The organism is Koromonas humicola (genome assembly GCF_059726255.1).
In genome coordinates, this window is the sequence record NZ_AP040873.1 from 4,318,662 (window position 1) to 4,344,671 (window position 26,010).

Genomic DNA, 26,010 nt, shown 5'->3' on the forward strand with positions numbered 1-26,010 from the left:
CGCATCTCGGCGCGATGCGGTCGCTATGTCCGACGAGACATTGTCTGCATACCCCTGTTGAGCTCCAGACGTCCACATGGACCCCGAGCACACTGAAGTCAAGATAACGTCTTGCCAGAGAAGTCTCGATTAGATTCCCTCGATTTTGCCCAGATTCAATAAATTCACAAACGGGCTTAGGTTTTGTCTGCTGACACCCGTTTAATGTTGTGCGAACTGCCGCGAGCTCAGCCAGGAATCTCGAGCTGGCCGGCTTAATAGGCCAATGTTTTTCTGACAGATATATCGGAGCGGTAATTTGGGTTCGCCTGCTCCGTGTCCAAACAGAAAGGACGAGGACCTTCAGTTTCAGACTTTGTGATGCATATCATCTTTCCAGCTCACGCAGACATGGTATGTAGAGTTTGGAAATTCAGAATAGCTGTATTTTGTTGATTCCGAGTTTTCCCCGCTTGCGGGCTCACGGCAGGTTTTCTGTCTGAAATTGAAGGTAATTAGACGTAAATGAGTGACTTCAGTACAAAAATTCTAAAGAAACACGCAGTCTGCACATTCGCTGTTCTGTGTTTCTGGTCCTTGCAAATGTTTGCAGTAGGTAAGGACGGAAAAGCAGCGCAGTCGAATGTCTTAAAATCTCAACATGCGATCCCCGGTGCAACATACGTAGGATCTGCCCAATGCAAGACCTGCCATGAAAAGCAGTTCGATGATGTAAAAGGCACCAAGCACTTCCATGCTCTTGGAATGAATGGCGACGCCAAGGTCAATGGCAAGGATGTGCACGGTTGCGAAAGCTGTCACGGCCCTGCTTCTGCTCACGTGGAAGCCGGTGGGGACAAGACCAAGATCTTCACCTTCAAGGGTGCCAAGCCCGAGGATGTGACCGCGCAGTGCATCAAGTGTCACGAGAACAATCAGGATCACCAGGGATTCATCAATTCCAAGCACAGCCGCGCAGGCGTTACCTGTACCTCTTGCCATGCGGCGCACGGCAACACCGAACCCGCACAGCTAGTTAAGAAGGATCCGGGTCTTTGCTACTCCTGCCACGCGAAGGCGAAGGCGGATTTCAACAAGTCTTTCCACCATCGCGTAAACGAAGGCCTCATCAAGTGCGCCGATTGCCACAACGTTCACGGCGGCAATGTTGAGCATCAGTTGCGCTCCGCTGCATCGCAGGACGCCGTCTGCTTCCGTTGCCACACCGAAAAGCGTGGCCCGTTTGTGTTCGAACACGCTCCGGTCAAGACCGAAGGTTGCTCGGCGTGCCACAATCCGCACGGATCGAACAATCCGCGCCTGCTGACGCGTGCACGCACCAATACGCTTTGCATCAACTGCCACTCGTCGCTGACCAGCGGTATGAATGCCGGCGGAAACCACAGTCAGAACGTAGCTCGTCAGTCTTGCACTGCTTGCCACTCTCAGATCCACGGCTCCAATGCCAACGCCCGGTTCTTTAAATAAGGAAGGAGGAACTGACCATGAAAACGAAAGTTGAATCTCAGCGCCTCCTTGCTGGAAGCGCGTCGCATAGGATGTCCGGAATGACCTGGAAGCGCATTGCTGGAATTGCTTCTCTAGCGGTTGCACTGTCTGCCTTCTCCGTAGCACAGGAAGATGAACAGGCGAAGCCCAAGGGCGAAGTATGGCAGAACTACACCGTACATCAGTCCATTGAACTCGGCGGACGCGTGTCCTCCGGTTTCGGCGGCAACCACTCAATGTACAACACACTCGTCAATCTCCAGGACGGAGTGCGCCTGCTGGACCAGTCGGTAACGATGCGTTCCTTCGGCCACCCCGGCACGTTGTATGACAGCTTGGATGAATCGATGATGGGCTTCGGCGGTGACCCGAACCAGGTCGGCCGTTTGCGCATGTCCAAGACGAAGCTGTATGACCTGTCGGTACAGTATCGTCACGATCAGTACTATTCAGATTACAGCCTGCTTGATAACTCGCTGGCCGTTCCCAATACGCTGAATGTGAACTCCTTCGCAACTTCGCCGCACTTTATGAACACTCGCCGCAGCATGGGCGACATCGATCTCAAAGTGCTTCCGCAGTCGTGGGTGAGCTTCCGTTTCGGATATTCGCGCGGACAGGATCAGGGCCCCGCATACACATCGGTACACAGCCCTGGCGATCTTATCTATCTGCAGAACTACAGCACGCGTTCGAACCGCTATCGCGTGGGCTTGGATGTGAAGCCATGGCAGAAGACTCAGTTCAGCTATGACTTCATTTACCAGCGCGACCGCAACGACACCGCTGGCGTTTCTGACGCACACAACATCTATAAGCTTGGAACCACTGGTTTGCTGATCGATCCGGGATTCACCTACGATCCGAAAGCCAACCTTCCTTCGGGTTGCACATTCTCCAGCGGAAACGTTGTGAATGCCACCTGTAGCGGATTCATCGCTTATAGCCGTACGCAGCCGGTTAGAACGGTTCTGCCTACGCACCAGTTCGCGTTCACTTCCAGCTCCATTAGCCACGTCGATCTTTCTGGATCGGTGAGCTACACGGCTGGAACCGCACGCAACAGTTCCTACACCGAGTTGTACAGCCGCTTCTCCAATCCCACGTACACGCAGAATGGGATCTACGGGAACTCGCTGGTTTCGCAGTTCACGTCCAATGCCGACTTCAAGGCGACCATCCACATCAGCCCGAGCTGGAGCTTCGATGAGAAATTCCGCTGGGTTAATTGGAGGCTGCCCGCAGCCGGCATGTTGACCGGCACCGCGACCTCGACGCTAACGGCTGGTACCATCCTGGCTCCAGCGACTCTGCCTAACCCGACTACCCAAAGCCTCTACTACAACTTCTTTGGTGAAGACTCCAAGTACGACACCATGCAGTTGAACTGGACGCCTTCGACCAAGTTTGCTGCCTGGGTTGGATACAAGATCGGCATCCGCGAGATCAATGATCGCGCCAAGACAAACACCCTGAACCTCACCACCAACGTAACCACCGCCGGAACTCCTTCGACTGGCTCCGATACGGAAACCGAGCATCACGCTCTTATCGGCTTCCGAGTTCGCCCGGCCGAGGCTTGGCAGATCAAGGTTGATACTGACCTGATGTCTGCAGACGGTGCTTACACGGCGATCACGCCGCGTCACGCTCAGACGATCAAGATCGACAGCTCCTATGACCTTAAGAGCTGGGCAACGATCGATGGCGCCGTGGCGTTCGACGAGCGCAGAAACGATGGCGATGCGTTGTTCCCCAGTGCCTATGCTGCGAAGGGCGAACAGTACAAAGCGCACACCCGCTTCTACAGCTTGAACCTGGCTCTGCATCCGAGCCGTATGTTCGACGTGGATCTCGGTTGGTCGTTGGATCAGGTATACGAAAACGCTCCTGAGTGCGTGCCTCTTACTCCGGGTTCCGCCAACTATGGATTCTCCGGCTATTGCACGTACACCACAGGCGCCAATCGCACCAACGCCTATCCGCTGTTCTCGATTTACAAAGAGAACACCAATAGCGGCTATGCAATGTTGGTCGTGAAGCCTGTACACCGTGTCCGCTTCAACTTCGGATACGACATCGCCAGCAACAGCGGAAACCAGAACTGGCTGCGCGCCGACAACGGTGCTGCCTTCCAGATGCCGGTTGACTCTACTGGCAACGCCGTCGTGAGCACCACACAGACGACTGCCGGATACTATAACGGTCTGTATCCGTGGCAGCCGCTGGGCACGCTTGCCTTCAACTGGCACCGTCCGGTTGCAGGTGTCGCGGTTGATCTTGCCAAGGGTGTCACGTTCAAAGGAAACTTCAACAACTACGATTACAACGAAAAAGGAAGCCAGGTCTCTTCTGCGGCTGCCCGTGATTTCCACGGCAACGTAATGACCTTGGCCCTGCGTTACTCGTTCTAGCCATCAGGAGGGCGGTCGCAAGATCGCCCTCCGTTTTCTATCTGCAGCACCCCCTAAGATTTTCGATTCCCATGCAGGATTTACTTCACCCCCTCTCCTGAAGCAGCTACAATCCTTCCAGTTCTCATCCTTCTTCGAGTTTGTCTCCCCCCGACGACTCGCACTCCTACTTGGGAGGGCACATGAGTGTCCGTACGCCACGATGCTTTGTTCTGTTCTTTGTCCTTTTGATCTTTTGTTACGCCTCTACAGGTGCATCCTACGGACAAATCACCATTCACGTTCCGTCAGATAAATCGACAATCCAAGCCGCGATTGACTCCGCACAAACTGGCGACACAGTCCTAGTCTCGCCCGGCACATATAACGAGCTGCTCGATTTCAAGGGAAAAAGCATCACGGTAAAGAGCACGGATGGAGCGATAAAGACAGTTATCGACGGACAGTCCAAGGGATCGGTCGTGACTTTCAAGAGTGGCGAAACGACCGCGGCTGTGCTTTCCGGATTCACAATCCAGCATGGATACTCGTCCGGCGGGGGTGGAGGCATTTACATCTCTTCCTCTAGCCCCACGATTGAGTACAACGTGGTCGCCACTAACGGCTGCGGCACTGGAGGCGGCATCGAGGTACAGTTCGCATCGCCGGTTATTCGTTATAACTCCGTACACCACAACAACCGAGCTTCGGATTGTTACGCCAGCGGACTGGGTGGCGGCGGAATCGAGATCGGAGGAGCCGGGAGAGCGCAGGTCCTCTATAACGAGATATACGAAAACTACGCGAGCTTCGAGGGTGGCGGAATTGAGACGTGGGCTGCCGGCAACGCATTGATCGAAGGAAACTTCATTCACAACAACAGTGCCGGTGTATACGGTGGCGGGTTGTCAATGGAGAACGAGGGAACATCGATTGTTCGCAACAACGTTATTGTGAACAACACAGGTGGCGGAGTTTACTGGGGGCGCATGCCTGCCGATTTCAGCAATAACACTGTGGCGTACAACACTAAGACATCCACAGATGCAGAGCTGAACGGTTATAGCTTCTGGGACGGCAAGATTCGCAACAATCTCCTTATCGCTGCGCCGGGCTTCACTGCCATCCGCTGCGAGACGAATAGCAATTACACAATTACTGCCTCAAACTTCACTTACAACGACGTCTATGCAGAGGGTGGCGCTGCCTATACCTGCGCTGATTTGACCGGCACCAATCACAATCTGTCTGTTGATCCGCTGTTTGCGAATCCTGAGGCGGGTGATGTTCAGTTGTCCACTGGATCCCCCGCGATCGACGCATCTGATCCGAGCACCAGCCCGGTTCCGACCTATGATGCATCACTCCAAACCCGCATCGTAGGTGGCCGCCTTGACCTAGGCGGAGTGGAGTATCAGGGTGAGACCACCTTCTCAATATCTCCCGCCAGTCTCGATTTTGGCTCACAGAAGGTAAACACACAGAGCGCAGCGCAGGTGGTAACTGTAACGAACACAGGCGGTAAATCCTTACATCTCAAGGCAGCTCAACTGGGCTCCGACTTCGTCGCGAGCGGGAATTGCTCAGGTCTGGCAGGAATCGCCTCAGGAGCGACTTGTTCGTTTTCGCTTGGGTTCTCGCCGCTCACCTCCGGAGCAAAATCCGAGACGATGGAAATTACAGGCGCCAATTCGTCGAGCACGGGCACCGTAGATCTTACCGGTACTGCCACGGCGCCAGTCGTAACTCTCTCCCCCGCGTCGCTCGATTTTGGTGACCAACCGCTGGCCACGACCAGCGCGGCAAAGACCGTGACATTAACCAATACCGGAGACGCCAGCCTTGTCGTCAGCGGTATCTCGGTTACCGGCGATTTCGCAATAACACATAATTGCAGCACGCTCGCACCGGGCGCCAGTTGTTCTATTTCCGTCACGTTTACGCCAACTTTCACGCGAAACAGGATTGGAGCTATTACCATCGCGGACGATGCTGCGGGAGCTCCGCATTCGGTGAGTCTTGCTGGCAACGGAACCGGTCCGGAGATAGCATTCAATCCAACCGCGCTTTCTTTCCCTGGTCAGCAAGTCGGTACTCTCGGTGGTACCTTAAAGCTCTCTGTCACCAACACCGGAACGTCGAACCTGACCATTAGCGCTGTTCAAATTGCAGGCGATTACACTCAGACAAACACTTGCAGCGCTCCATTAGCGCCCGGTACAAGTTGCGACGTAAGTGTCACTTTCCAACCAACTATGTATGGCAGCCGTCCCGGCAACCTGACGTTTGCAGATAACGCTGCACTTAGCCCCCAATCAGTCAGTATTTCGGGAACGGGTATTGAGCCGCTCGCATACGTGTCTCCCACGTCCTACACATTTCCCGATCCAGTTGTTCTTGGCTACTCCGGGACCGCTAATATTCGCTATTCGAATGTCGGCAACGATGTCATGTTGCTATCTGGAATCTCAGCCACCGGAGACTTCTCGCAAACGAATAACTGCGGAACAATGTTGGTGCAGGGGCATTCCTGCCTAATCACTGTAACGTTCACCCCGACTCAAACCGGGACACGTACGGGTTCACTGAGCATCACTGATAATGCCCCGAGCAGTCCGCACGCAGTGACTCTTGCTGGTCAGGCGCTGGCGACATTCCCTACTCCTTCGCTGACGAGTGTTTCTCCCCAATCGGTGAAAGTATCCAGTACCTCGCAGACTTTGACGATAACCGGCTCCGGGTTCTCGACTTACTCAGTTGCTTATCTCGATGGCACCGCCCTGCCGACTACCTTCTTCAACTCAGGACAACTGCAGGCGACACTCAGCACGATAATTAGCCTGGGTGAGCACTCGCTGACCGTGTCAAACCCAACTCCTGCGGGAGTGTTCTCCAATTCGCTGGCCATTACGGCGTTTCTGAGCATTCCTGTCTCCGCTCGTGACCTGGTGTACGACCCATACCGCAGAGTTCTGTACGCGTCGATCGCAGCCGCTGCTTCAACATCTCCGAACACCATTCTTCCTATCGATCCATCTACCGGCCAGACAGGTACACCAATTCCGGTAGGTAACGATCCTTCTGCACTTGCAATCTCCGAGGATGGTCAGTTCCTGTGGGTTGGCGTAAACGGAGAAAACAGCCTCAAGCGTGTGAATCTCTACACCAAGCAGGTTGATCTGACGATTACCGCAACTGGTTCTGGATACATTACAGACTTGGCGCCCGTTCCCGGTTCGCCGCACTCAGTCGCCGCAGCGTGGAGTGTTGGATTAAGCTCCGGCAACATATTCATCTACGACGACGCAGTGCCCCGCCCCAATGCGGGCAATCTTCCTTATACTTCGTGGCTTGCCTTCAACTCTAGCGGCTCTTCTCTGTACTCAACGGAAGGAGGAGTCTCTCCGCCATCTCTCTATGTGATGAAAGTAAATTCAACGGGCATCGCTTCAACAGCGAACAAATGGAATGCGGGAGGATCCGAACTTCACTATCTTGATGGCCGAATCTATTCAGGGTTATCGATCTACGACAGCAACACCCTTTCATCCATCGGATCGTTCTCATTCGGATCGTCGTGGATCACCTCAATGACACCCGAGGCAGGCACCGGACGCGCGTATTTCTTGGAGGCCTATTCAGACGGGACGGGAAAAACAATCAGGGTGTGGGCTGGGGATACTACAACGTTGACCTCAACCGGGAACTTATTGCTCACTGTTCCAAACTCCTTCGCCGGTCCCATCATGCGCTGGGGCCGAGATGGCATTGCCTTCCGCTACTATGGCGGATCAACAAACCTCGGCGGGGCTACTACTGACGATCAAGTCGTCGCCGTGCGCACCAAGATCACCAATCCATCCGCGACTGATAATCCAACCCCTGCACTTGATTCCATCACTCCGTCAATGGCTACACCGGGAGCCTCCAACTTCATCCTTACGCTGACTGGCAGCAATTTTGTGCCGGGGGCGGTCGTGCGATGGAACGGGGCTGACCGAACCACTCTGTTTGTGAACAGCACAACCCTAAAAGCGTGGATTTCAGCCGACGATTTGACCACAGCCGGCCAGGCACAAGTCACCGTCGAGAACCTCTCTCCAGCGGGTGGAGGATCCACAGCTCAAATCTTCTCTATTGGTTCAGGCATCATTGCTTCTCCACAGCAGCTCGACTTTGGAGGTCAAGCCAAGGGAACCTCAAGCAAGCCGCAAAGTGTGACTCTCTCTAACAATTCAGGCGGCGCCATCTCGATATTGCAGATCGCCACCACAGGCGATTTCTCCCAGGCAAATGATTGCGGGAGTGCTCTTGCCGCGTCTGCTTCATGCACGATCTCGGTTTCTTTCCAACCCGTTGCCGAAGGTGCACGCACGGGAGCATTGACGATCACCAGCGATAGTAGCCTGCAGGTCCCGCTTGCAGGTACAGGGCTCGGTGCTTCGGTATCGGTCTCACCGTCAACTCTCGACTTGGGTAGCGTGGTTGCGGGTGCCAGTTCGACGGCAACTGCAACTCTGACCAATGCTGGTCCTGCGGCTCTTGCTATCAGCTCTATATCCGCAACCGGTCCATATTCCGTCACGAACAATTGCGGAAGCAGTCTCGCAGCCGCTGCAAGCTGCTCCATCACCGTTAAGTTTGCGCCCGCAAGCGCGGGAGTGTTTTCCGGAACTCTCACGATTCAGCACGACTCAGGTACCGGGATCACGACAGTGCCGATCCAGAGCAACAGCAGTGATTTCACCATAGCGCCACAAAGCGGATCGACAGACGCGTCCCTCACAGCGGGACAAAACGCGACCTATGCTCTCGTGCTAAGCGGATCCAGTCTGTTCAATGGAACCGTGTCCTTTACCTGCTCCGGAGCTCCTGCGTTAGCAACTTGCACTGTGACTCCTGCCAGTGTCACAGTGCAACCGTCTTCCCCGACCACCGTCAACGTCACGGTGTCTACAACTGCCGCTGCAATGGCAGGCTTGCAGATTCCACCTCCGACTAGTGGGTCTGGTTCAGGACGGCTTGGAGCTTTAGCGTTCTGCACACTGATCGGGTTCATGCTAGTGTGTCAAAACAAAAAGCTAAGACGTGTTGCCCTTGTTCCCTCGATCTTTGGCGTTCTCGCAGTGGTCGCAAGCTGCGGTGGCGGTGGTGGTGGCGGAGGTTCCACTTCAAAGCCTGGAACTCCAGCCGGAGTGTACGTCATACAAGTGACAGCCTCCACCTCTGGTGTCAGTAAGACGGTGAATCTCAGTTTAACCGTGAAGTAGAACTTAGCTCACCAGAGTGGACGTTATCGCCTGCTCTGGTGAGCATTTCCGTCATCCACCGCCGCCTTGCGCGTAATCCTGCCCGCTGTGTTCATTCCTGTACAAGTTTCCACGGAGTTTTGCTGTTACTACTATTCTTCTTTAAGAACAAACAAATACAGCAGAAGCAGTAAGTGCTGCGGAAATGTGGAAAAATTCTGAACGGCCCACAAAGACTGATTTTGCGGTGTAAAAGCATTGCGGAAAACCTGGCCCGCGATGAGTTCATGCGGTGGATAGAACTCGAGTCACACGCATATACACACAAGTTCTTCACTATCTGCACAGACCTTCCACAGCCACAAACCTTATGCACACTTCTTCAACATGGCCCGCTACTGCGCGCAGTTACTAGGCAAACCGCCTATGCGAGGTCTGTGATTTTTCGGTGAGTGCTGTTGAAAATCGGCAGAATGCATGAAGTGGAGGGCAAAAGAAAGCGGAGCGCCGGTATCAGCGCTCCGCCTATTAGTGACGTGAGTTTACTTGCCTGGCGCGGGTGGTGGAGTCAGTTGCGTCAGGACCGTGTGCGTAGGTTGTGGGCCGCCTTTCAACGCAAGCTGTCCCAGCCGGCACAGGTTGATCGCATCGCCCAGAATCCTCACGGACTCTTCAGGAGCGTGGAAGCCCATTGAGTTTTCCGACATCACGAAGTCGATCATGAACTGACCTTTGCGCTGATATTCCTGGGCGGTCTTGATCGCGGCTTCGTTGTCTCCCTTTGCTTTAGCGTCCTTAATATCCCGGATCAGATCCATCAGCGAATCCAGTGCAACATTGCGCAGGTTAAAGTAGCGGTCCTGAATTTCCTCAACCCTCGCCTTTAACTCTGTCTCCGGGAAGTGATGGCATCCCTGGCACGAGCGATTGATCTTCAGCAATGGGCTGTTCACCTGGTGATCGCTGACCTTCAATCCGCCCTCGCGCATGTACGGCATGTGGCAGTCGGCACAGGCGACACCCGAGCGCGCATGTACGCCCTGATTCCACATCTCGAATTCAGGATGTCGCGCCTTAATCAGCTTGGCCCCTGAGTCCGGATGCTCCCATTCCTTGATACCGTCCGCATCTTCGTGCGCAATGATGTTCTCAACCTTCAAACCCTGCGACCATGGATAGGTGAGTCGCTTCTCCGGGCCTTTGAAGTAGTACGTCACGTGACACTGTCCGCACACATAGGAACGCATCTCCTGCCGCGTTGCCATAGTGTTGACGTCGTAATCTTTGACACCTTGCGAAGCCTTCAGTGCGCGGATACCTTCGATAAACGCCGGACGGGTCACGCGCAACTGCATGTTCTTCGGATCATGGCAGTCGATGCAGGCTACAGCGTGCTTCACCCGCTGACGGATTTGCGGATACGTCATGTGGCTCTTTGAAAACTCGTCAAAGCCCTTCATGATGTCGCCGTTGCCCATCTTCATGTACGTCGTCACCAGCGAAGCGTGGCAGTTGATACACATTGCAGGCGGGTTTGCCTTCTGACGACCGGTGTAGGTCTGATCGTCTAGCATATAGGCGTGTCCACGGCGCTCGCGGTAGTCGATGCTGAAGGCGTACCCTGCCCACATTGTCTTCAGGCGAGGATCCTGTTCCAGCCTTGAGCGTGCAACAACCGAACGCGGATCGGCATTCGTCGGAGTCTGCGGCATTGCCTCGCTTCCGCCGTACTTGGTGCGAACCTGGTCGATGGTCTTCTTATACCCGTCATACTGGAATGGAAAATTCTTTCCCCAGGTCGCCGGATCATCAATTGTGTCGTTCAGTTCTACAACACGGTAAAAGGGATTTTTTGCCTCCTGCTTGCGTTCAAAGATGTTCATGAGCAGCGCGGTGATGGCGACAGCCGCAAGCGCGGCCGCTATAGTTGCGCCCAGCAGCAGGCGGCGCGAGCGTTTCTTTTCCTGATTCAACGATGAGTCGTTATTTGCCATGGATGAGTTCCCCCAGTGCGGGCGTGCGAAGCTTGGCGGTGGATTCTGAATGTCCAACAGAGTTGTGGCAACGCAGGCAGCTGGTTTCGTTGCCGCTCCCGTGCCGTCCAGTGTCGATTGCCACAACTACGTCGGCGTGGCAGCGGCGGCAGGCGTTTTCTGTTACGTAGCGGCTAGTGCCGCTGATCTCGATGTTGTCGGGAAAGTTTCCTGTTGTGAAATAGAGTGAGTGAAAGAACCCGTTGCGGGCCTTAATTGCGTACTTACCCGCGAAGTTGTGAGGTGTGTGGCAATCGTTGCAGGTCGCAGCGTGCTTGTGGCTCCCTTTGACCCAGCCGTCGTACTGCGCATTCATCACGTGGCAATTCGTACAAGCCTGAGGATCATTCGATAAATACGAATACCCCTTGGCATAGATGAACGTGTACGCGCCGAGCCCTATCATTGCCCCCACAACCACGGCTAGAACCAGTGTGATGGGGATGGAGTTTTTCATCGTCCCTTCCAGGCGAAAGCGGCGAATTCGTAATCGCCGGTATTTTATCCTGCCGGGCGCATCCAGAATTGACTGCGACTTAAGTCACAGGCCAGCAAACCTGCAACAGTCCCATTCTGGACAGGAACTACCCCGCCCTTATCCACATCAATTTCACACAACTTCGCGAGCTTTTCGGCTCGATTGAGGCACTATTCGCCCTCGCTCTCAGCGGGTCACTTACCTTCATTGATAAACCTTGCACGTTCATCCTGCGCAGAGATTAAGGCGCAAGCTAAGACAAAAAAGACAGAGACACGGACGAGGGTTGAAGGCAACCGGAGCTGTACCCAAGCCGTCCTAAGCACGACAGCTACAACGGGCCGGTTCAATGCGCCCGCAATGACGTAAGCCAACCTTAAACAGAAGCGAAGAGGGTTTCATGAAGCGCTTGTGTCTTGTCGTGCTAGTCATATTGTGTTGTTCCTTGTCTCTGTTCGCAGTCGGCGTCGTCACCATCACAAGTCCTGTTGCCAATTCCACCGTCAGTTCTCCGGTATCCATAAAGGCGAGCTACAACGCCACTGCCAAGTACATGAAGCTTTGGGTTGATCACACGGCCATCACATACCAGAACAACACCAACGTGTTCAGCTATTCCATGAACATGTCTGCTGGTACGCACTTCATCGAAGTGCAGGCCGCCGACGCGGCCTCAGGCGCTGTGGTCACCAACTCAGAGAGCATCACAGTCAGCAGCACCAGCACTCATTCGGTCACCATCACCAGCCCAGTAAACAATTCGACCGTGAGCTCGCCCGTCCCAATCCAAGCCAGCTATAACGGCACGGCCAACTATATGAAACTGTGGATCGATCACACCGCCGTCACAGTTCAGAGCAACACGAGCAACTTCAGCTACTCCGCCTCGATGGCCAGCGGCGCCCACCTCATCGAGGTGCAGGCTGCCGATGCAGGCACCGGAACCATCTACAGCAGTTCTGTAACCGTAAACGTGGGCAGCGGAGGTGGCACGGGTAGCGCGGTCACCATCGTTACTCCCGTGAATGGTTCTACTGTCACCTCGCCCGTCCCCGTGCACGCGACTTATAGCGGCACAGCCAGTTACATGAAGCTCTGGGTCGATCACGCCGCCGTAATCGCCTTGCGCACCGGCAGCACTTTCGACTACTCGGTCTCGCTCGCTCTCGGAACGCATCTGCTCGAAGTTCAAGCCGCCGATGCCACGACAGGCGTTGTGTACACCACTCCTGCGACAATCAATGTTTCAACCAGTGCCGGAGTTCTCGTAACACCCACCTCGGCCACTGTGGTTGAGGGAATGTCGCAACAGTTCGCTGTCTCCGGAGCCAAGGGCACAGTCACCTGGTCGGTGAATCCATCCACCGCAGGCTCGGTCACCTCAAGCGGACTGTTCACTGCGGGTCTCACTGCTGGGGCAGCGACCGTCACGGCCTCGGATTCCGGCTCCGGGACGACAAGCAGCGCCAAGGTGAGCGTAGTGCCGTTGGCTATCACGCCTAATCCCGCGACAGTTGTTGCTGGTAACAGCATCACCATCACGGCTAATGCTCCATCCACCTGGGCCGTAACGTCAGGCGGAGGCACCATCTCCAACACCTCCACCGCGTCAGCCACCGCGACCTATACATCGCTTTCCACCGGAGGTTCGGCGACGGTTACCGCAACCGAAGCAGCCAACGGCTCTGTGACCGCCAGCGCAACCATCAACACCGGTTCGCTAGCTATCACACCGAGCGTAGCCAACACCGTTGAAGGACACACCCAGCAGTTCACGGCCAATGCAACGGTTACCTGGACTGCCTCTTGCGGCACCATCGACTCCAATGGGCTGTTCACTGCACCGAACGTCGTTGAAGATTGCACCATCACCGCCACACAAACCAACGGATCCGGCTCTGCGACGGCCATCGATCACGTCACCGCGCCCACGAATCAATCCATCAATTACACGACGTGGAAGAACGACAACCTGCGCACAGGCCAGCAAAGAAACGAATTGGTGCTGACCCCGAGCAACGTCAATTCCACGACCTTTGGCGTGAAGTTCTCGGTTTCGCTCGACGGCATGGTCTTTGCTCAGCCGCTGTATATGTCGGGACTCACCGTCAACGGCGCGAAGCACAACGTGGTCTTCGTCGCGACCGAGCACGACTCCGTGTACGCCTTTGACGCCGACAACTACAACAACGGCAATCCGCTCTGGAAACGCTCGCTCATCATGAATGGCGGAACCACCGTTCCGCAGGCGAATGTCGGCAGCACTATTGCTGGTGAAATTGGAATCACCAGCACGCCTGTTATCGACCCCGCTACTGGAACCCTCTACGTTGTTGCCGAGACGCTTGAAGGCGGAAACTACATCTTCCGATTGCACGCGCTCGATGTCAGCACCGGAAATGAGCGTAGCGGCAGTCCCCGTGTGATAGCGCCCTCTGGGTTTGCGCCCAAGGAGCAGTTGCAGCGCGCCGGTCTCGCTCTTGCGAATGGCAACATCTATGTAGCCTTCGCCAGCCACGGAGATCACCAGCCATACAACGGTTGGGTGATGGCCTACTCTGCCTCGACACTCGGCCTTGTCGCGGCATGGAATGACACTCCCGGCGGCACCGAAGGTGGCATCTGGATGAGTGGGGCTGCTCCCGCTGTTGATTCCAATGGCGACCTCTACATAACTAGCGGTAACGGCAGCTTCAACAAAACCACTCAGCTATCAATGAGCGTAGTAAAACTCAGTCCATCGCTCTCCGTGCTCGATTGGTTCGCGCCATGGAATGCGGTTACGGCCTCCAATGGCGACCTTGATCTCGGATCAGGCGGAGTGCTCATCGTCCCCGACCAGTCTGGTCCCTTCCCTCACGAGTTGATCGAATGTGGCAAGTTGCCGCAAGTGTACGTTATGAATCGCGACAACATGGGGCATCAGGGAACCACGTCCGATAGCCAGCTCATTCAGGAGCTTTCCAATGTCGTTGGCGGCACCAGCGGCACCCAGTCAACTGACAAATGCTTTATGACTCCGGCGTACTGGCAAGGCAACGTCTACTTCGTCGGAAACAATGACGTAGTGAAACAGTTCACGCTCAATCCTTCGACCGGCAAACTCTCCACTGCACCCATCGCTCAGGGCAGCTATGTGTTCACCTTCCCCGGAGGCCAACCAGTCGTGTCCTCTAACGGAGCGAGCAACGGAATCGTCTGGGTAGTGGATCGCGGCGCGCCGGCTCACCTGCACGCTTTTGACGCCGCCAATGTTTCGCGTTCGCTGTACACCAGCGGATCATTGGTTTTCGAAAAGTGGGCAGTACCGACCGTCGTGAATGGAAAGGTCTTCGTTGCAGGCCAGAACAGGATGTTCATCTTCGGTCTGTTCTGAGCCCCTACTCCGTCTGCCCCATCTCGCACTCGCTCAGATTGCGGTTCGGGATGGGGCACATACTTCAAGTCATATACTTCAATCTCGTGTACGCTCAGCAGATGCATCTTGATTTCACACAGGGCGACCTTGCCGAAGGACTCGCCCGCTATCACGCCGCGCGGTACTTTGACGCGCATGAATCATGGGAAAACGTCTGGCGCATTGCGCCTCAGCCGCAGAAGACCTTCCTCCAGGCTCTCATTCAAATCGCCGGAGCCTTCCATCATCTTCAGCGCAATAACATAAAGGGTGCGATTCTCCTGATGCGTGGAGCCCTTGGCCGACTCGATCCATATCCCGCGCAATTCGCGCAATTCTCCATAGTCGACATTCGTGATGAGATTCATCTATGGCTCCGCGCTCTGGAGAGCGATGACCGCACGCGCCCGAGCATGCCGGTTCAGATCCGTCCACAGCTTTAAATATCCATCGATCTCCAATCAGAAAATTCACCAGCGAACAAACGAGTATTGCGACAAGGTTCGCCACCAGCACTGGCCATCGCGCAACGCCCACCAGCAACTGCATTACTCCCACGTTTCCCACGAGCGACACCATCCCGTTCGACAAGTGAAACCGCAGTGCCCGCGCTGCAAGTTGGCGAAATCCCGCACCTACTTGCTTGTCGCACCACGTATTTCGCACGTGCCACACGAAATTGTGCAGCAGTGTGATCTCCAGTGCAGCCGTCGATGCCAGCAGAAAGTGCTTCGGCATCCATCGCGTGAGTACCGCCAGCGATCCCAACTGCACCACCATGCCGACCCCGCCCACCAGGTTGAATCGCCACCACCGCATGCTAGTCTTCACCGGATTCGCTCCTCGCGATAGAGCTGTGTCGTGTGTCGCGCCGTGCTCACCATGGCCATTGCCAGCATGCAACACGCGGCGATCGCGCCTCCCACATCGAACAGTAGCCATCGATGTCCAATGACCGTTGCGTAAGGACTCCGCAGTAGGGCAAGACTCCCCACCACGAGCAGAATGCGAATTTCGGTTGGCCCAAAAACACCCTGTGACATTTGGAACTGTCCCAGCGTGTATGTCGCCAGGTAGCTCTCAATTGCCAGCAGCAGGAATCCGAGCAGCATCGCCATTGCCGCCCACCAATGCACCAGTCCCGACATGCCCATGCCGCACATCAACGCAATCGCCCCAAAGGCGTCCACCATGTGATCCACATAGAATCCATATCGCGGACGCTGCTGCCCTCTCACGCGCGCCAGTGTTCCGTCCATACTGTCGCCGAGCCAGTTCAGTCCCAGGCACACGATCACAAGCAACAGCGCGCGCCGGTCATATCGTGCTAATGCATAGCAAGCTCCCGCCCCAACCTGCGCAACGAATCCAAGTACCGTAAGCTGATCCGAACTCACCCACCGCGGAGCGCGTTCTGCCATCCACACCAACGCTCGCTTTTCCATCGCGGCGGTCAGCCCTTCGTTCACTCTCCGCGCCGTCGCAAATCCCTCATCCACACCAGCCGCCTTCGAATTCATGTCATTTCCCTCCATCACTGCTTGCGCAATGCTTCCCGCGTTCTCCCAAGCGTGAACTCCAGCGATTCTCTCGGAATGCTTTGCACGAAAGGGCCGACGATCCAACCCAGCCCTCGCGGAATCTCCCGCGTCAGCGACACCGACTCAATCTGGATGTAAATTCCGCCGTCCCGCTCCACGTAGCTCCAATAGCTATTCAGCCGCCATAAGTAGCCATGCTGCTCGGCTCCTGTCAGTCGCCTCTCGTGCTTCGTCCCTGCATCCTCAATCTCGTCCAGTTCAGTACTGCGCGACTCGCTGAAGCCCTTTCCAAAGCGGATGTCGTACGTCGTATCCATCACCACCGTAAGCACGTGATGCTGTCGTACCCGCAACCGAGCTCGAAACCGCTCCCCATCTCTCATCAGCACTTCCGTCCTTACGATCTGCGGAGCATAGTGCCGGGGATAATCGCCAAACCCCTGCATCAGCCGGACAAAGTCCCCTGCGTTTGCGCCCGGAACAAAGGCCGTTCCTCGCCAATGGTGGAGCATGGCTCCCCTCGGTCCGTTTGCTGGCGACAACTGCTCGATCACCATCTCGCCCCCGCGCACTCTCCGTTGGACGTCACCGGATAGCTCTCCAGACCCCAGTCGCACTCCACTGCTTTTTGCGCTACGTTCCTGCGCCAGCCGCACCTCAACCTGTTTCGTATAGGAATCAAACGCCGAGTTCGCTGACGCAGATGGCTCCTCTGCCCAAACCACACCTGTCGCCGCCATCGCCCAACAAATCACGACCAAGAACTTCTGCCAGACCGATCTTGTGCCGTTCGTCATGCCCGCACCATGCTCCTCCTGCGCCTCACCGGGCAATGCACACAACCTCACCTGTCGGAATTTGTTCCTCACGGTGCAAGTTAATGCAACGTAAGAGGTTCATCACAGTTGTCATCCGCAGGAATGTTTTGGGATTGCGCTCGCAAGGGGATAAACTTGCCGGGATAGATGGCCTCTTCTCCCACATTTCGATTTGGAATCTTTGAGGTCGATGCCACCACGGGAGAATTGCGCCGCCAAGGACTGCGCATAAAGCTCAATTCCCAACCGTTCCAACTCCTCATCTTGTTGCTCGAGCGTCAGGGACAGTTACTCACCCGCGAAGAGATTTCCCAACAGCTCTGGCCCGATGGGACCTTCGTTGATTACGAACATGGTGTGAACTCGGCCATCAATCGCGTTCGCGAAGCCCTCGGCGATACCGCTTCCAACCCGCGCTACGTCGAAACCCTCGCCCGACGCGGATACCGATTCATCGCACCCGTCGAGCGCCTCAGTGCTGTAGCCGACGCCGCGACTGACTCGATCACGACCCCGGCCGATACGAAATCAGGCACCCCAGCCGAATCCGCCCCCGAACCTCAGCCCAATCCAATTGCCACAGAAGTTCTAAGCCTGGCCGACGCCGAGTCCGAAACCCGGCGCCTCCAGATCCTCGCCGCGCCGCACGAACTCCCGCACACGCCGCCGCGAGTAGTCGAAACCCTCTTCCTCTTGCTTCAGCTTATGTATGTGACGTTCTACGTTTCGGCTCTCGCCAACCTCGCCGAAATCGAAGAGCTCATGGCCGCCTTTCCACTCTCTGCCTATCTGTACCCCGTACTGATCGCCACGGCTGCCGTTCTCATTCCTGTTCGCATCTTCGTGTTGCTCTCCGTGGTCTTCCACGCCCCGCGTGTGCAGCCAAAACTGCTTCGGCTCTGGCCCCTGCTGCTGGTCTTCGATGAACTTTGGTCCCTCTCGCCCTTCCTTCTGCTCCACCACATCAATTTCGGACTGGCCCTCGCCTGTACGGCTCTGCTCGTTTACTCTCCTTTTGCTCAACGCTCCCTCATCCTCATGGGAGCCGGACTCCGCCGCGAATAAAATTGTCGGGTGCCCCACCTTCGACGCGCGCTTTTTGCGCGGCTAAGGTGGGAGAGCACGCTGCTTGCATCTCCTCAGCTCGCCCCATCTCTTTTGCTTCTATGAACTTTGCTTCGTCGTATTTCGTATTACCACACAGCTTCGCAATCGCAATTCCTCCGGGGCGGGCACATCTCGCCCCTTCTTTTTGTTTACAAATCCCTTCCGCCAATCCAGCTTGCAAATGGTACAAAGTAAGTCGGATCAAAATGCCTGAATCGCGTACTCCCAAGCCCGTTCGTTCCTACCACCTCATCGCGCTGGTGTTGCTCATCGCGTTTTTTGCACAGTGTGCCTGGTTCATCGCGTCTGTCCCGCTCACGCAGTTTGAGGCTGACCAGATCCTTCGCGGCGTCGCGCTTCTTCGCCACGTTCCGGTTTCCGTCGAACCCGTAGCCTCGCCGATGGTTCCGCTGATATCTGTCATCGGAATCTCCTGGCACCTGCCGCAAACCCCGTTTTTACTCGATCAGTTCTGGCTTGACCAACACCGCTGGTTCATCCGCGCCCCATTCCTCATTGCCGGGCTTTGTTTCGCCGTTTCTCTCTGGTACGTTGCACGCCGACTTTATGGAAACGCCGCGGGACACATCGCTCTCGCCCTGTTTGCTTTCAGTCCCGGAATGGTCGCCCGCTCATCGCTCGCTGGCCCCGAAATTTTCGCCGCTTGGGGAGCTTTCGGCCTTATCTTCACCGCAATTGCTACGGCCCACACGCTCTACGCTCCGCGCGAAGTGATTCTCTGGAACTGGAAGCGCATTCTGCTGCTTGGCATTTCCATCACGTTCGCCATCGGAGCGCAGTGGCCGCTTGCGTGGCTTCTCGTACCTGTTTCGGCTTTCATGCTGTGGGCTGTCCCGCACCGTCGCATTGCGGCTCTCATCATCCTTGCCGCTGCCTCGGCAATTTCGTTGGTACTGCTATCTATCTGCTATCTCGGAAACATCGGTGCGTTTGTTCGCGGTCTGCGCAATGCCACATGGATCAGTTTTGCCTTCCAGGACCTCAGCCCGCTGCACCCGGGCTCGATCTTGCGCCTGCTCGGACATTTCTACTTCAATGCTGTTCCTGCCGCGCTGCTCTTGTTTGCCATTGTCGTGTGCGCATGGCTGGCGTGGCGCCGCACGCGCTTCTTCGGAAACACCGCGCCACTGATTGTCTTCTTGACTCTGCTCGGCATTTCCATCGCACTCCCACTCAACGGAGCCGGAGTCGTCCTGTTCGCCAGCCTGCCATTTCTACTGCTCTTTGTTTCAGGAGTCTTCACCGACCTCATTGAGAGCAAGCTGCAGGATCCTGCGCTTGCAGTGATTTTCGCCGTGATTGCCGCCCAGGCCGCATACAGCATTGCGAGCCTCATGCGCATGTACTCCCGCATCCCCGGCCAATAGCAACTGCTCGATGTGAGCAGCAAGCTTGCATCTTCACCGTGCACAAGAGCAACGCGGGTGCCCATATACGCTCGCCTCTTTTGGCGAGCGCATGTGGGTTCTAATGAAGCCGCGCTTAGCGCGTTCAAAGATTCTCGGTTTTGTTGTTGTCCCTTCTGAGATGACTTACGCCACGTGTGCGCTTTGCATGTCCATCACGCGCCCTCGTCCGTAGCTGTCCAGATTCACCGCAACCGCTCCAACGCTAATCGCAAGCGCATCCTCGCCCAGCGCGACAACGGCATCCGGAAGTCCGGTGGACCGTACTGCGCCTTTTCGCACAAAATATCCTGCGAAGCTCCCGATCAGCGCTCCAATCATCCCCAGCATTGCTCCTTCCCGCTGCTCCGTCCGAGCCACGATCGAGCCGCACATCGCTCCCGAAAGCATCCGCCCCACCAGCACGCCGGGCGAAATTCGGTTTGGCGCAAATGGAAGTTTGTCGAAGATCATCTCGCCCACGGCCATCATCGTAAGTCCCCGTACCACCTTCGGATTCTCCAGCAACCATGGGCCTGTCGTGAACTTCTGTTGTTGTGCCAGCGCCAGAGCTGCCGGAGCCGTCATCGATCGCAATCCTGCTGCCACCCCTAGCAGCAGCGCGGAGTTAAACGTACGCTGATTCATGTCATCGCTCCCGTCCCAATGGATGGCGCAAACTCGATCAAGGTTGGGCTTTTGATGCCAACCTCGCATCAACTCACAATCTCCGGTGCGATAATCAATGAGCATGATTTCCTATCCCGCCGCGGTCGAGAACCTCTACGCTCTCGGCCACGAACTCCAGTCCGGCACCCCACGCAAGTTCGATATCGCGCACATGCGTTCGCTCTGCAGCGCTCTCGGCAATCCGCAGCGCCGCTTCCCCTCCGTGCTCATCGGCGGAACCAACGGCAAGGGATCCACGGCCGCCACTCTGGCCTCGATTTTGCGTGCTTCGTCGCATCGCGTGGGGCTCTACACTTCCCCACATCTTCTCCGCGTGAACGAACGCATTTCCATCGACGGGCAGCCCATTCCCGACTCCGACTTTGCTGCCGCCTACGATCATGTTCACTCCGTTGCCGCAAAGCTCGTTGCCGAGGGAGAACTGCCGCACCTGCCCAGCTTCTTTGAGACCATGACGGCCATGGCATTCGACTACTTCGCTGACCGCAGCATCGACATTGCAGTACTAGAGGTCGGCATGGGCGGGCGCCTCGATGCCACCAATGTCGTCGACCCCATCTTGTCCGTCATCACCGACATCGATCTCGACCACCAGAAATTTCTCGGCGACACAATCGCCGACATCGCTCGTGAAAAGGCGGGAATCCTTCGCCCGAACGTCACGGCTGTCACTCTCCCGCAGCATCCCGAAGCCAATCGCATTCTCGGCGATGTGATGACCTCGCTCGGCGTACGCGCCATCAGTGCCACTCGCAACATGGTGTCCGTATCGCCCGCTTCTGCTGCGCTTGTACATAGCTCAGCCACCCAGACGCGATTCCTGCTGAGCGTCCTCGGCAAAGAAGTTGAAATCGTGTCTCCCCTCGTCGGACGGCACCAGCTTCGCAATCTCGCCTTGGCCATCACCGCCGCAGAAGAACTCGCCGGGCAAGGATTCCTCGTTACATCAGAGACCATCGCCTGCGGTGTCCGCCAAACTAGCTGGCCCGCACGCTTCCAGCGTTTTGCCGCTACGGCAACACGCCCCGAAACCATTGTCGATGTCGCTCACAACCCTGCCGGAGCGTGGGCACTTCGCTCCGCGCTCACGGAGCAGTTTGCCGAACGCCCTCTCGTTCTTCTCTTTGGAGCGATGGCCGACAAGGCTGTGTCGGAAATGGCGCAGATCCTCTGGCCGATGATGCAGCACGTGATTCTCACGCGCACCTCGCACAATCCGCGTGCCGCCGCCCCTGCGACTCTCGTCACGGTGGCCGAATCACTCGGCGTCCCGCATTCCGTCGCCGAAACCGTCGCCGAAGGCCTCCGACACGCGTCCGAGAAGGCTCGTGCACTCGGCCCGGACGCAGTACTGGTGATCGCTGGCTCCATCTACGTCGCCGGAGAAGCCCTCAAATCACCTGTTTTGAATGAAGATTGAATCGCAGCTCTTGCTTAGTGTCCGCCGTGGTAGGGATGATGATTCAGAATGGCAAACGCTCTGTAGATCTGCTCGGCCATCACAACGCGTGCCAACTCATGCGGCAGCGTGATCTTTCCCAGCGATAGCTTCTGCTGAGCGCGTCCCAACGCCGCCTCTGTCCAGCCATCTGCCGGACCAATGGCAAATATCAATTCTTGCGTGCCGCGCTCCATGTGCCCGCGCACCAACTCGGCCAGCTCTTCGCTTGTCAACTGCTTTCCCCGCGAATCGAGCGCCAGCAGCACCGGAGCTGTGCGTCCGGGGCGTTCCAGCGATTTCAGCAGCGCCTCCTCGGTCGCAAACTCCGCGAGTTCGACCGTACCAAACCGCGCTGCTCGCTTCACATACTCTGCCGTCAACTCATCGACAGCCGAGTCCTTGCTCGCCCCTCTTCGCTTTGTGATGGAAACCAGCCGAATCTTCATGAGTGAAACAGAACTAGCGGGAATGCAGCACTGTGGCGAGGGTGCCCCACCCTGAACTCGCTTTCTGAGTTTAGGGTGGGGTAGTTGACCCTGCTTTTGATCTTGCCTTTTGAGTGCACCTAGAAAGAAGTTGTTTACTTCCTCTTTGTCGCCTTCTTCGCGACCTTCTTTGTCGCTGTCTTCTTCGTCGCCACTCGCTTTGCGGGAGCCTTCTTCGCTGCGCGCTTCACGCCGCCTCGCGCACCCGACCTCGCAGCCTGACGCACGCCGACCGCTTTCTTCTTTGCCGGAGCCTTCTTCGCGCGCTTCTTCGGTGCCTCTGCTTCCTCGGCCTGTACAACCGGGACTTCGCCCTTCAGCAGTTCTTCTTCTGTCAGCTTGTGAGCCGACTTCCAAAGGCGTTCCAGGTCGTAGTAGGCCCTGCGCTGCGCGTTGAAGATGTGTACGACGAAATCTACATAGTCCAGCAGAATCCATTCTGCCGTGTCGTATCCTTCTCGCGCATTCGGCTCCACGCGCATATCCTTCGAGAGCCGCTCATCCACCTCATCTGCAATTGCCTGCACTTGACGTGCGTTTGCGCCGCTGCAAATCAGGAAATAATCCGTGAAGGTGCTCGACTCCCTCGGGAGCTGCAATAGCGCTACGTCTTCCGCCTTCTTGTTATTCACGGCCTTCAGGGCCAGTGCAACCTGTTCTCGAATGTCTTGCGTCGGCATCGTTTCCTTTCGTCTCCGCTGAGCTATTGTGCGCAGCTTCCTCTCGGCACGCAAGCTCTAGTTCAACCCTTGCGAAACTTCCCAAATCCCGCACCGTGTTTTGACTTACGGTGTCATCCTGAGCGCAGCGAAGGATCCCAGCTGCCGCCCCAATCTCAACGACTGCTCAAGGTCACCAACTCCACGGTCTCGCGCAACTTCGGACACCTCGCGCACCTTACGCCTTCACAATCTCCGGCACACCCGGCTCTTCTACATCCTCATAAATCTTTAGCTTCGTAATGTACTCGGCGACTGCTGCGGTCACAAGCGATTCCAGTCCTACGCCGCGACGTGCCGCTTCCCGAATCTCCGTCGCGCTCACATCCTCATTCACGTCAGGAAGCAAATGAATCCTGGCCCCCTTCGTTTCCAGCGATCCTGTCTCGCGCAACTGCTTCGCTCCATGCTCATCTGGGCGCAACTCGGCTGGCAGCATTCGCGCCACTTCCTCCAGCGGATACCCCGGACGGCTCGCCACCACGAACTCCACCGAACGCAGCAGCCTCACTGGCTCTTTCCATTTCGCAATCGCCTGGAAAGCATCCACCCCAATCAGGAAGAGCAACCGGGTCCCCGGCTCCAGCCGCTCCCGCATTCTCTCCACTGTCTCCACCGTGTAGCTTGCGCGACGTCCCGAGGCGCGCACAATCTCCGGAGCCTCCAACAGCGATGGCACAAACCTTTTTTCGCCTGCCAAAGCCAGTGCCAGCATCGCATAGCGATGGTAGAAGTTCGTCACCTTCTGCTGCGCTTTTAGCGGTTGTACATGTGCAGGAACGAAGTACACGCGTGCGATCCCGAACCGTTCCACCGCCGCGCGAGCCACCGCCAGGTGTCCTCTGTGCACGGGATCAAACGATCCGCCATACAACGCCACGCATTCACACTGCTCGTTCATAGCAGAGCTCATCGAGAGCTTAGCCTAATCCACCTTTGTCTTGAATGGGAATTGTCGAACCGACAATGGGCTAACGGACAAAATTTCGGCGCGGACCGTTTCAGGCCCGCGCCCTGACAGATGAACGAACTACTTCGTCGCCTTAACGGCCTTCTTGGTGGCCTTCTTGGCGGTGGTCTTCTTCGCAACCGGCTTCTTGGCGGCGACCTTCTTTACGGCCTTCTTCGCAACTTTCTTGGCGACGGTCTTCTTGGCAGCGACCTTCTTCACAGCCGGCTTCTTGGCGACGGCCTTCTTTGTAGCAGCTTTCTTTGTAGCAGCCATTGGTATTCTCCCTTTTGTTATTTTTTTCTTTGGAGCCTCTTCCTCATCGCCCATAGGCTCAAGGTCGATTGCTCCTTCTCCGCCGTTATTTTGGCGGCGAACTTCCTCGACGTAACGCGCCATTGCCCATGCCAGCTCCGAAACACCGGCACCCGTCACGGCGGAAATCTCATAGAACTCGAGACCCAGCTTCCGCGCGTGCTTGCGTAGCCGTTCCACCTTCTCCGGATTCGCCGCGTCCATCTTGCTGGCCACGACGATCATGGGTTTGCGTTCCAGTTCTGCGCCAAAGCGTCTTAGCTCGCGCATGATTACATCGAAATCCTTCACCGGGTCCGGACGTCCACTTGCGTCCGAGCAATCCACCAGGTGTACCAGGCAGCGTGTGCGTTCTACATGACGCAGGAACTGAGTGCCCAGTCCCGCGCCTTCGCTTGCCCCTTCAATCAGTCCCGGAATGTCGGCCACCACGAAGCTGACCACATTCGGCATCTCGCCCAAAGCCACCACGCCCAGATTCGGTTGCAGCGTGGTGAATGGATAATCCGCGATCTTCGGTCTTGCTGCCGAAATACGCGAGATCAGAGTGGACTTGCCTGCGTTCGGATAGCCGACCAGTCCCACGTCAGCCAACAATTTCAACTCGAGCCGTAGCCGCAGCTCTTGTGCTGGTCTTCCCGGTTCGTGCTCTCGTGGTGCCTGGTGAGTCGGCGTTGCAAAGTTCTGATTGCCTCTTCCGCCGCCTCCACCTTTTGCAATCACGATTCGTTCGTTGGCGGTTGCAAAGTCGTGCAGCAACTCGCCTGTCTCGTCGTTATAAACGATCGTTCCTACCGGAACCTTAAGCGTGATGCTCTTGCCGTCCGGTCCAGTCTTGTTCGAGCCTTCTCCGTGGCGTCCTCGTTGTGCTTTGTATTCAGGATTGAATCGGAAGTGCACCAGCGTGTTGTGCCGCTCGCTTGCTTCCATGATGACGTCGCCACCGCGACCGCCATCACCCCCGCTCGGTCCTCCACGGGGAACAAACTTCTCGCGGCGGAAAGCCATGCAGCCGTTGCCACCGGCTCCCGATGCGACTCGAATTTTTGCTTCATCTACGAACATCGATACTCGCGTCCTAACTGAGATATTTCACCACAACTAGTGCAAGAAACATAGATGGGAAATGACGAAAGAATAAAGATTTATAAATGTGAATGCGCTTCATGGCGTACTTCTTCGTTTCGTATCGCCTGCCTGCCTCATCACTTCTCATCTCATTCGTTCGCATGTTCCACCACGTCGCTCGCTTTCAAACATTGTTTTCGTCCAGCATTCATGCGCCTTTGCAGTGCACGTTGGATCTTACATACCGCATCTCTCCGGATGCTTGACTCACGACAGGTCACCTCTAGCGCATTGAATAGAATGAGCACTCACCATTGCCGATCCCGACAGAAAAATTTCTACTCGCCGCCGAATTTCCGACCAGCAAATCCTCCCAACGGAGATGAAACGCGCTTCTTGCCACTCTCCATCTCTCGCTTCCTCGGAGATTTCG

Annotated in this window: 17 protein-coding genes and 1 pseudogene; 8 read left to right on the plus strand and 10 right to left on the minus strand. The window is 56.2% G+C overall.

Features of this window, described 5'->3' with window-relative positions:
* The first annotated feature begins 582 nt into the window (after nt 1-582).
* The 3 genes from AC6IZD_RS18825 (at nt 583) to AC6IZD_RS18835 (ending at nt 9,151) form a co-directional block, all read left to right on the plus strand.
* Nucleotides 583-1,467: a DmsE family decaheme c-type cytochrome gene (locus AC6IZD_RS18825; RefSeq protein WP_497785196.1), complete on the plus strand. Its 885-nt coding sequence runs from the start codon at nt 583-585 to the stop codon at nt 1,465-1,467.
* 17 nt (nt 1,468-1,484) lie between these two features.
* Complete coding sequence (locus AC6IZD_RS18830) at nt 1,485-3,902, plus strand: hypothetical protein (RefSeq protein ID WP_497785198.1); 2,418 nt, start codon at nt 1,485-1,487, stop codon at nt 3,900-3,902.
* 182 nt (nt 3,903-4,084) lie between these two features.
* Nucleotides 4,085-9,151, plus strand: coding sequence for a choice-of-anchor D domain-containing protein (locus AC6IZD_RS18835; RefSeq protein ID WP_497785199.1), 5,067 nt, complete (start codon nt 4,085-4,087; stop codon nt 9,149-9,151).
* A gap of 521 nt (nt 9,152-9,672) precedes the next feature.
* Here AC6IZD_RS18835 and AC6IZD_RS18840 read toward each other — a convergent pair.
* Together AC6IZD_RS18840 and nrfH are read right to left on the minus strand one after the other, a co-directional pair.
* Nucleotides 9,673-11,124 carry an ammonia-forming cytochrome c nitrite reductase subunit c552 gene (locus AC6IZD_RS18840; protein ID WP_497785201.1) on the minus strand — a complete coding sequence of 484 codons (1,452 nt, stop codon included), beginning with the start codon at nt 11,122-11,124 and terminating at the stop codon, nt 9,673-9,675.
* A complete protein-coding gene (nrfH, locus tag AC6IZD_RS18845; RefSeq protein ID WP_497785203.1) occupies nt 11,114-11,620 on the minus strand; it encodes a cytochrome c nitrite reductase small subunit in 507 nt (168 codons plus the stop codon). The genes AC6IZD_RS18840 and nrfH overlap by 11 nt, the downstream gene beginning before the upstream one ends.
* A 421-nt stretch (nt 11,621-12,041) precedes the next feature.
* On the opposite strand from nrfH, the gene AC6IZD_RS18850 reads away from it, so the two are divergent.
* A complete protein-coding gene (locus AC6IZD_RS18850) occupies nt 12,042-15,017 on the plus strand; it encodes a hypothetical protein (RefSeq protein ID WP_497785204.1) in 2,976 nt (991 codons plus the stop codon).
* A gap of 50 nt (nt 15,018-15,067) precedes the next feature.
* Nucleotides 15,068-15,481 (plus strand): DUF309 domain-containing protein, encoded by a 414-nt coding sequence (locus tag AC6IZD_RS18855; protein WP_497785206.1) that lies wholly within the window; start codon nt 15,068-15,070, stop codon nt 15,479-15,481.
* A 10-nt stretch (nt 15,482-15,491) separates the two neighbouring features.
* On the opposite strand, the pseudogene AC6IZD_RS18860 reads toward AC6IZD_RS18855, so the two are convergent.
* The 3 genes and pseudogenes from AC6IZD_RS18860 to AC6IZD_RS18870 form a co-directional block, all read right to left on the minus strand.
* Nucleotides 15,492-15,980, minus strand: a pseudogene (locus AC6IZD_RS18860) (GtrA family protein); the annotation flags it as partial.
* Nucleotides 15,866-16,558 carry a CDP-alcohol phosphatidyltransferase family protein gene (locus AC6IZD_RS18865; RefSeq protein WP_497785208.1) on the minus strand — a complete coding sequence of 231 codons (693 nt, stop codon included), beginning with the start codon at nt 16,556-16,558 and terminating at the stop codon, nt 15,866-15,868. The pseudogene AC6IZD_RS18860 and the gene AC6IZD_RS18865, both read right to left, overlap by 115 nt.
* A gap of 14 nt (nt 16,559-16,572) precedes the next feature.
* Entirely contained in the window at nt 16,573-17,376 is an 804-nt protein-coding gene (locus AC6IZD_RS18870) for a hypothetical protein (protein WP_497785210.1), read from the minus strand.
* Nucleotides 17,377-17,544: 168 nt separating this feature from the next.
* Between AC6IZD_RS18870 and AC6IZD_RS18875 the strand changes: the two genes are divergently transcribed.
* Nucleotides 17,545-18,462: a winged helix-turn-helix domain-containing protein gene (locus tag AC6IZD_RS18875; protein ID WP_497785211.1), complete on the plus strand. Its 918-nt coding sequence runs from the start codon at nt 17,545-17,547 to the stop codon at nt 18,460-18,462.
* 248 nt (nt 18,463-18,710) lie between these two features.
* Nucleotides 18,711-19,892, plus strand: a complete 1,182-nt coding sequence (locus AC6IZD_RS18880) for a glycosyltransferase family 39 protein (RefSeq protein ID WP_497785212.1) — start codon at nt 18,711-18,713, stop codon at nt 19,890-19,892.
* A gap of 165 nt (nt 19,893-20,057) precedes the next feature.
* On the opposite strand, the gene AC6IZD_RS18885 is transcribed toward AC6IZD_RS18880, so the two are convergent.
* The gene (locus AC6IZD_RS18885; protein WP_497785214.1) at nt 20,058-20,558 is read right to left on the minus strand and encodes a hypothetical protein; all 501 of its coding nucleotides are present in this window, start codon (nt 20,556-20,558) and stop codon (nt 20,058-20,060) included.
* 97 nt (nt 20,559-20,655) lie between these two features.
* Here AC6IZD_RS18885 and AC6IZD_RS18890 point away from each other — a divergent pair, with 97 nt between their 5' ends.
* Nucleotides 20,656-22,020, plus strand: a complete 1,365-nt coding sequence (locus AC6IZD_RS18890; protein ID WP_497785215.1) for a bifunctional folylpolyglutamate synthase/dihydrofolate synthase — start codon at nt 20,656-20,658, stop codon at nt 22,018-22,020.
* Nucleotides 22,021-22,034: 14 nt separating this feature from the next.
* Here the strand turns inward: AC6IZD_RS18890 and AC6IZD_RS18895 are convergent, their stop codons facing one another.
* From AC6IZD_RS18895 to obgE, 4 genes are all read right to left on the minus strand, one after another.
* On the minus strand, nt 22,035-22,487 hold the full coding sequence (locus AC6IZD_RS18895) for a 23S rRNA (pseudouridine(1915)-N(3))-methyltransferase RlmH (protein ID WP_497785216.1): 453 nt from the start codon (nt 22,485-22,487) through the stop codon (nt 22,035-22,037).
* Nucleotides 22,488-22,621: 134 nt separating this feature from the next.
* Entirely contained in the window at nt 22,622-23,206 is a 585-nt protein-coding gene (gene rsfS / locus AC6IZD_RS18900; RefSeq protein ID WP_497785218.1) for a ribosome silencing factor, read from the minus strand.
* Between the two features lie 217 nt (nt 23,207-23,423).
* Nucleotides 23,424-24,146, minus strand: coding sequence for a nicotinate (nicotinamide) nucleotide adenylyltransferase (gene nadD / locus AC6IZD_RS18905; RefSeq protein ID WP_497785219.1), 723 nt, complete (start codon nt 24,144-24,146; stop codon nt 23,424-23,426).
* Nucleotides 24,147-24,275: 129 nt separating this feature from the next.
* Nucleotides 24,276-25,574, minus strand: a complete 1,299-nt coding sequence (gene obgE, locus AC6IZD_RS18910) for a GTPase ObgE (RefSeq protein WP_497785221.1) — start codon at nt 25,572-25,574, stop codon at nt 24,276-24,278.
* Nucleotides 25,575-26,010 lie beyond the last annotated feature (436 nt).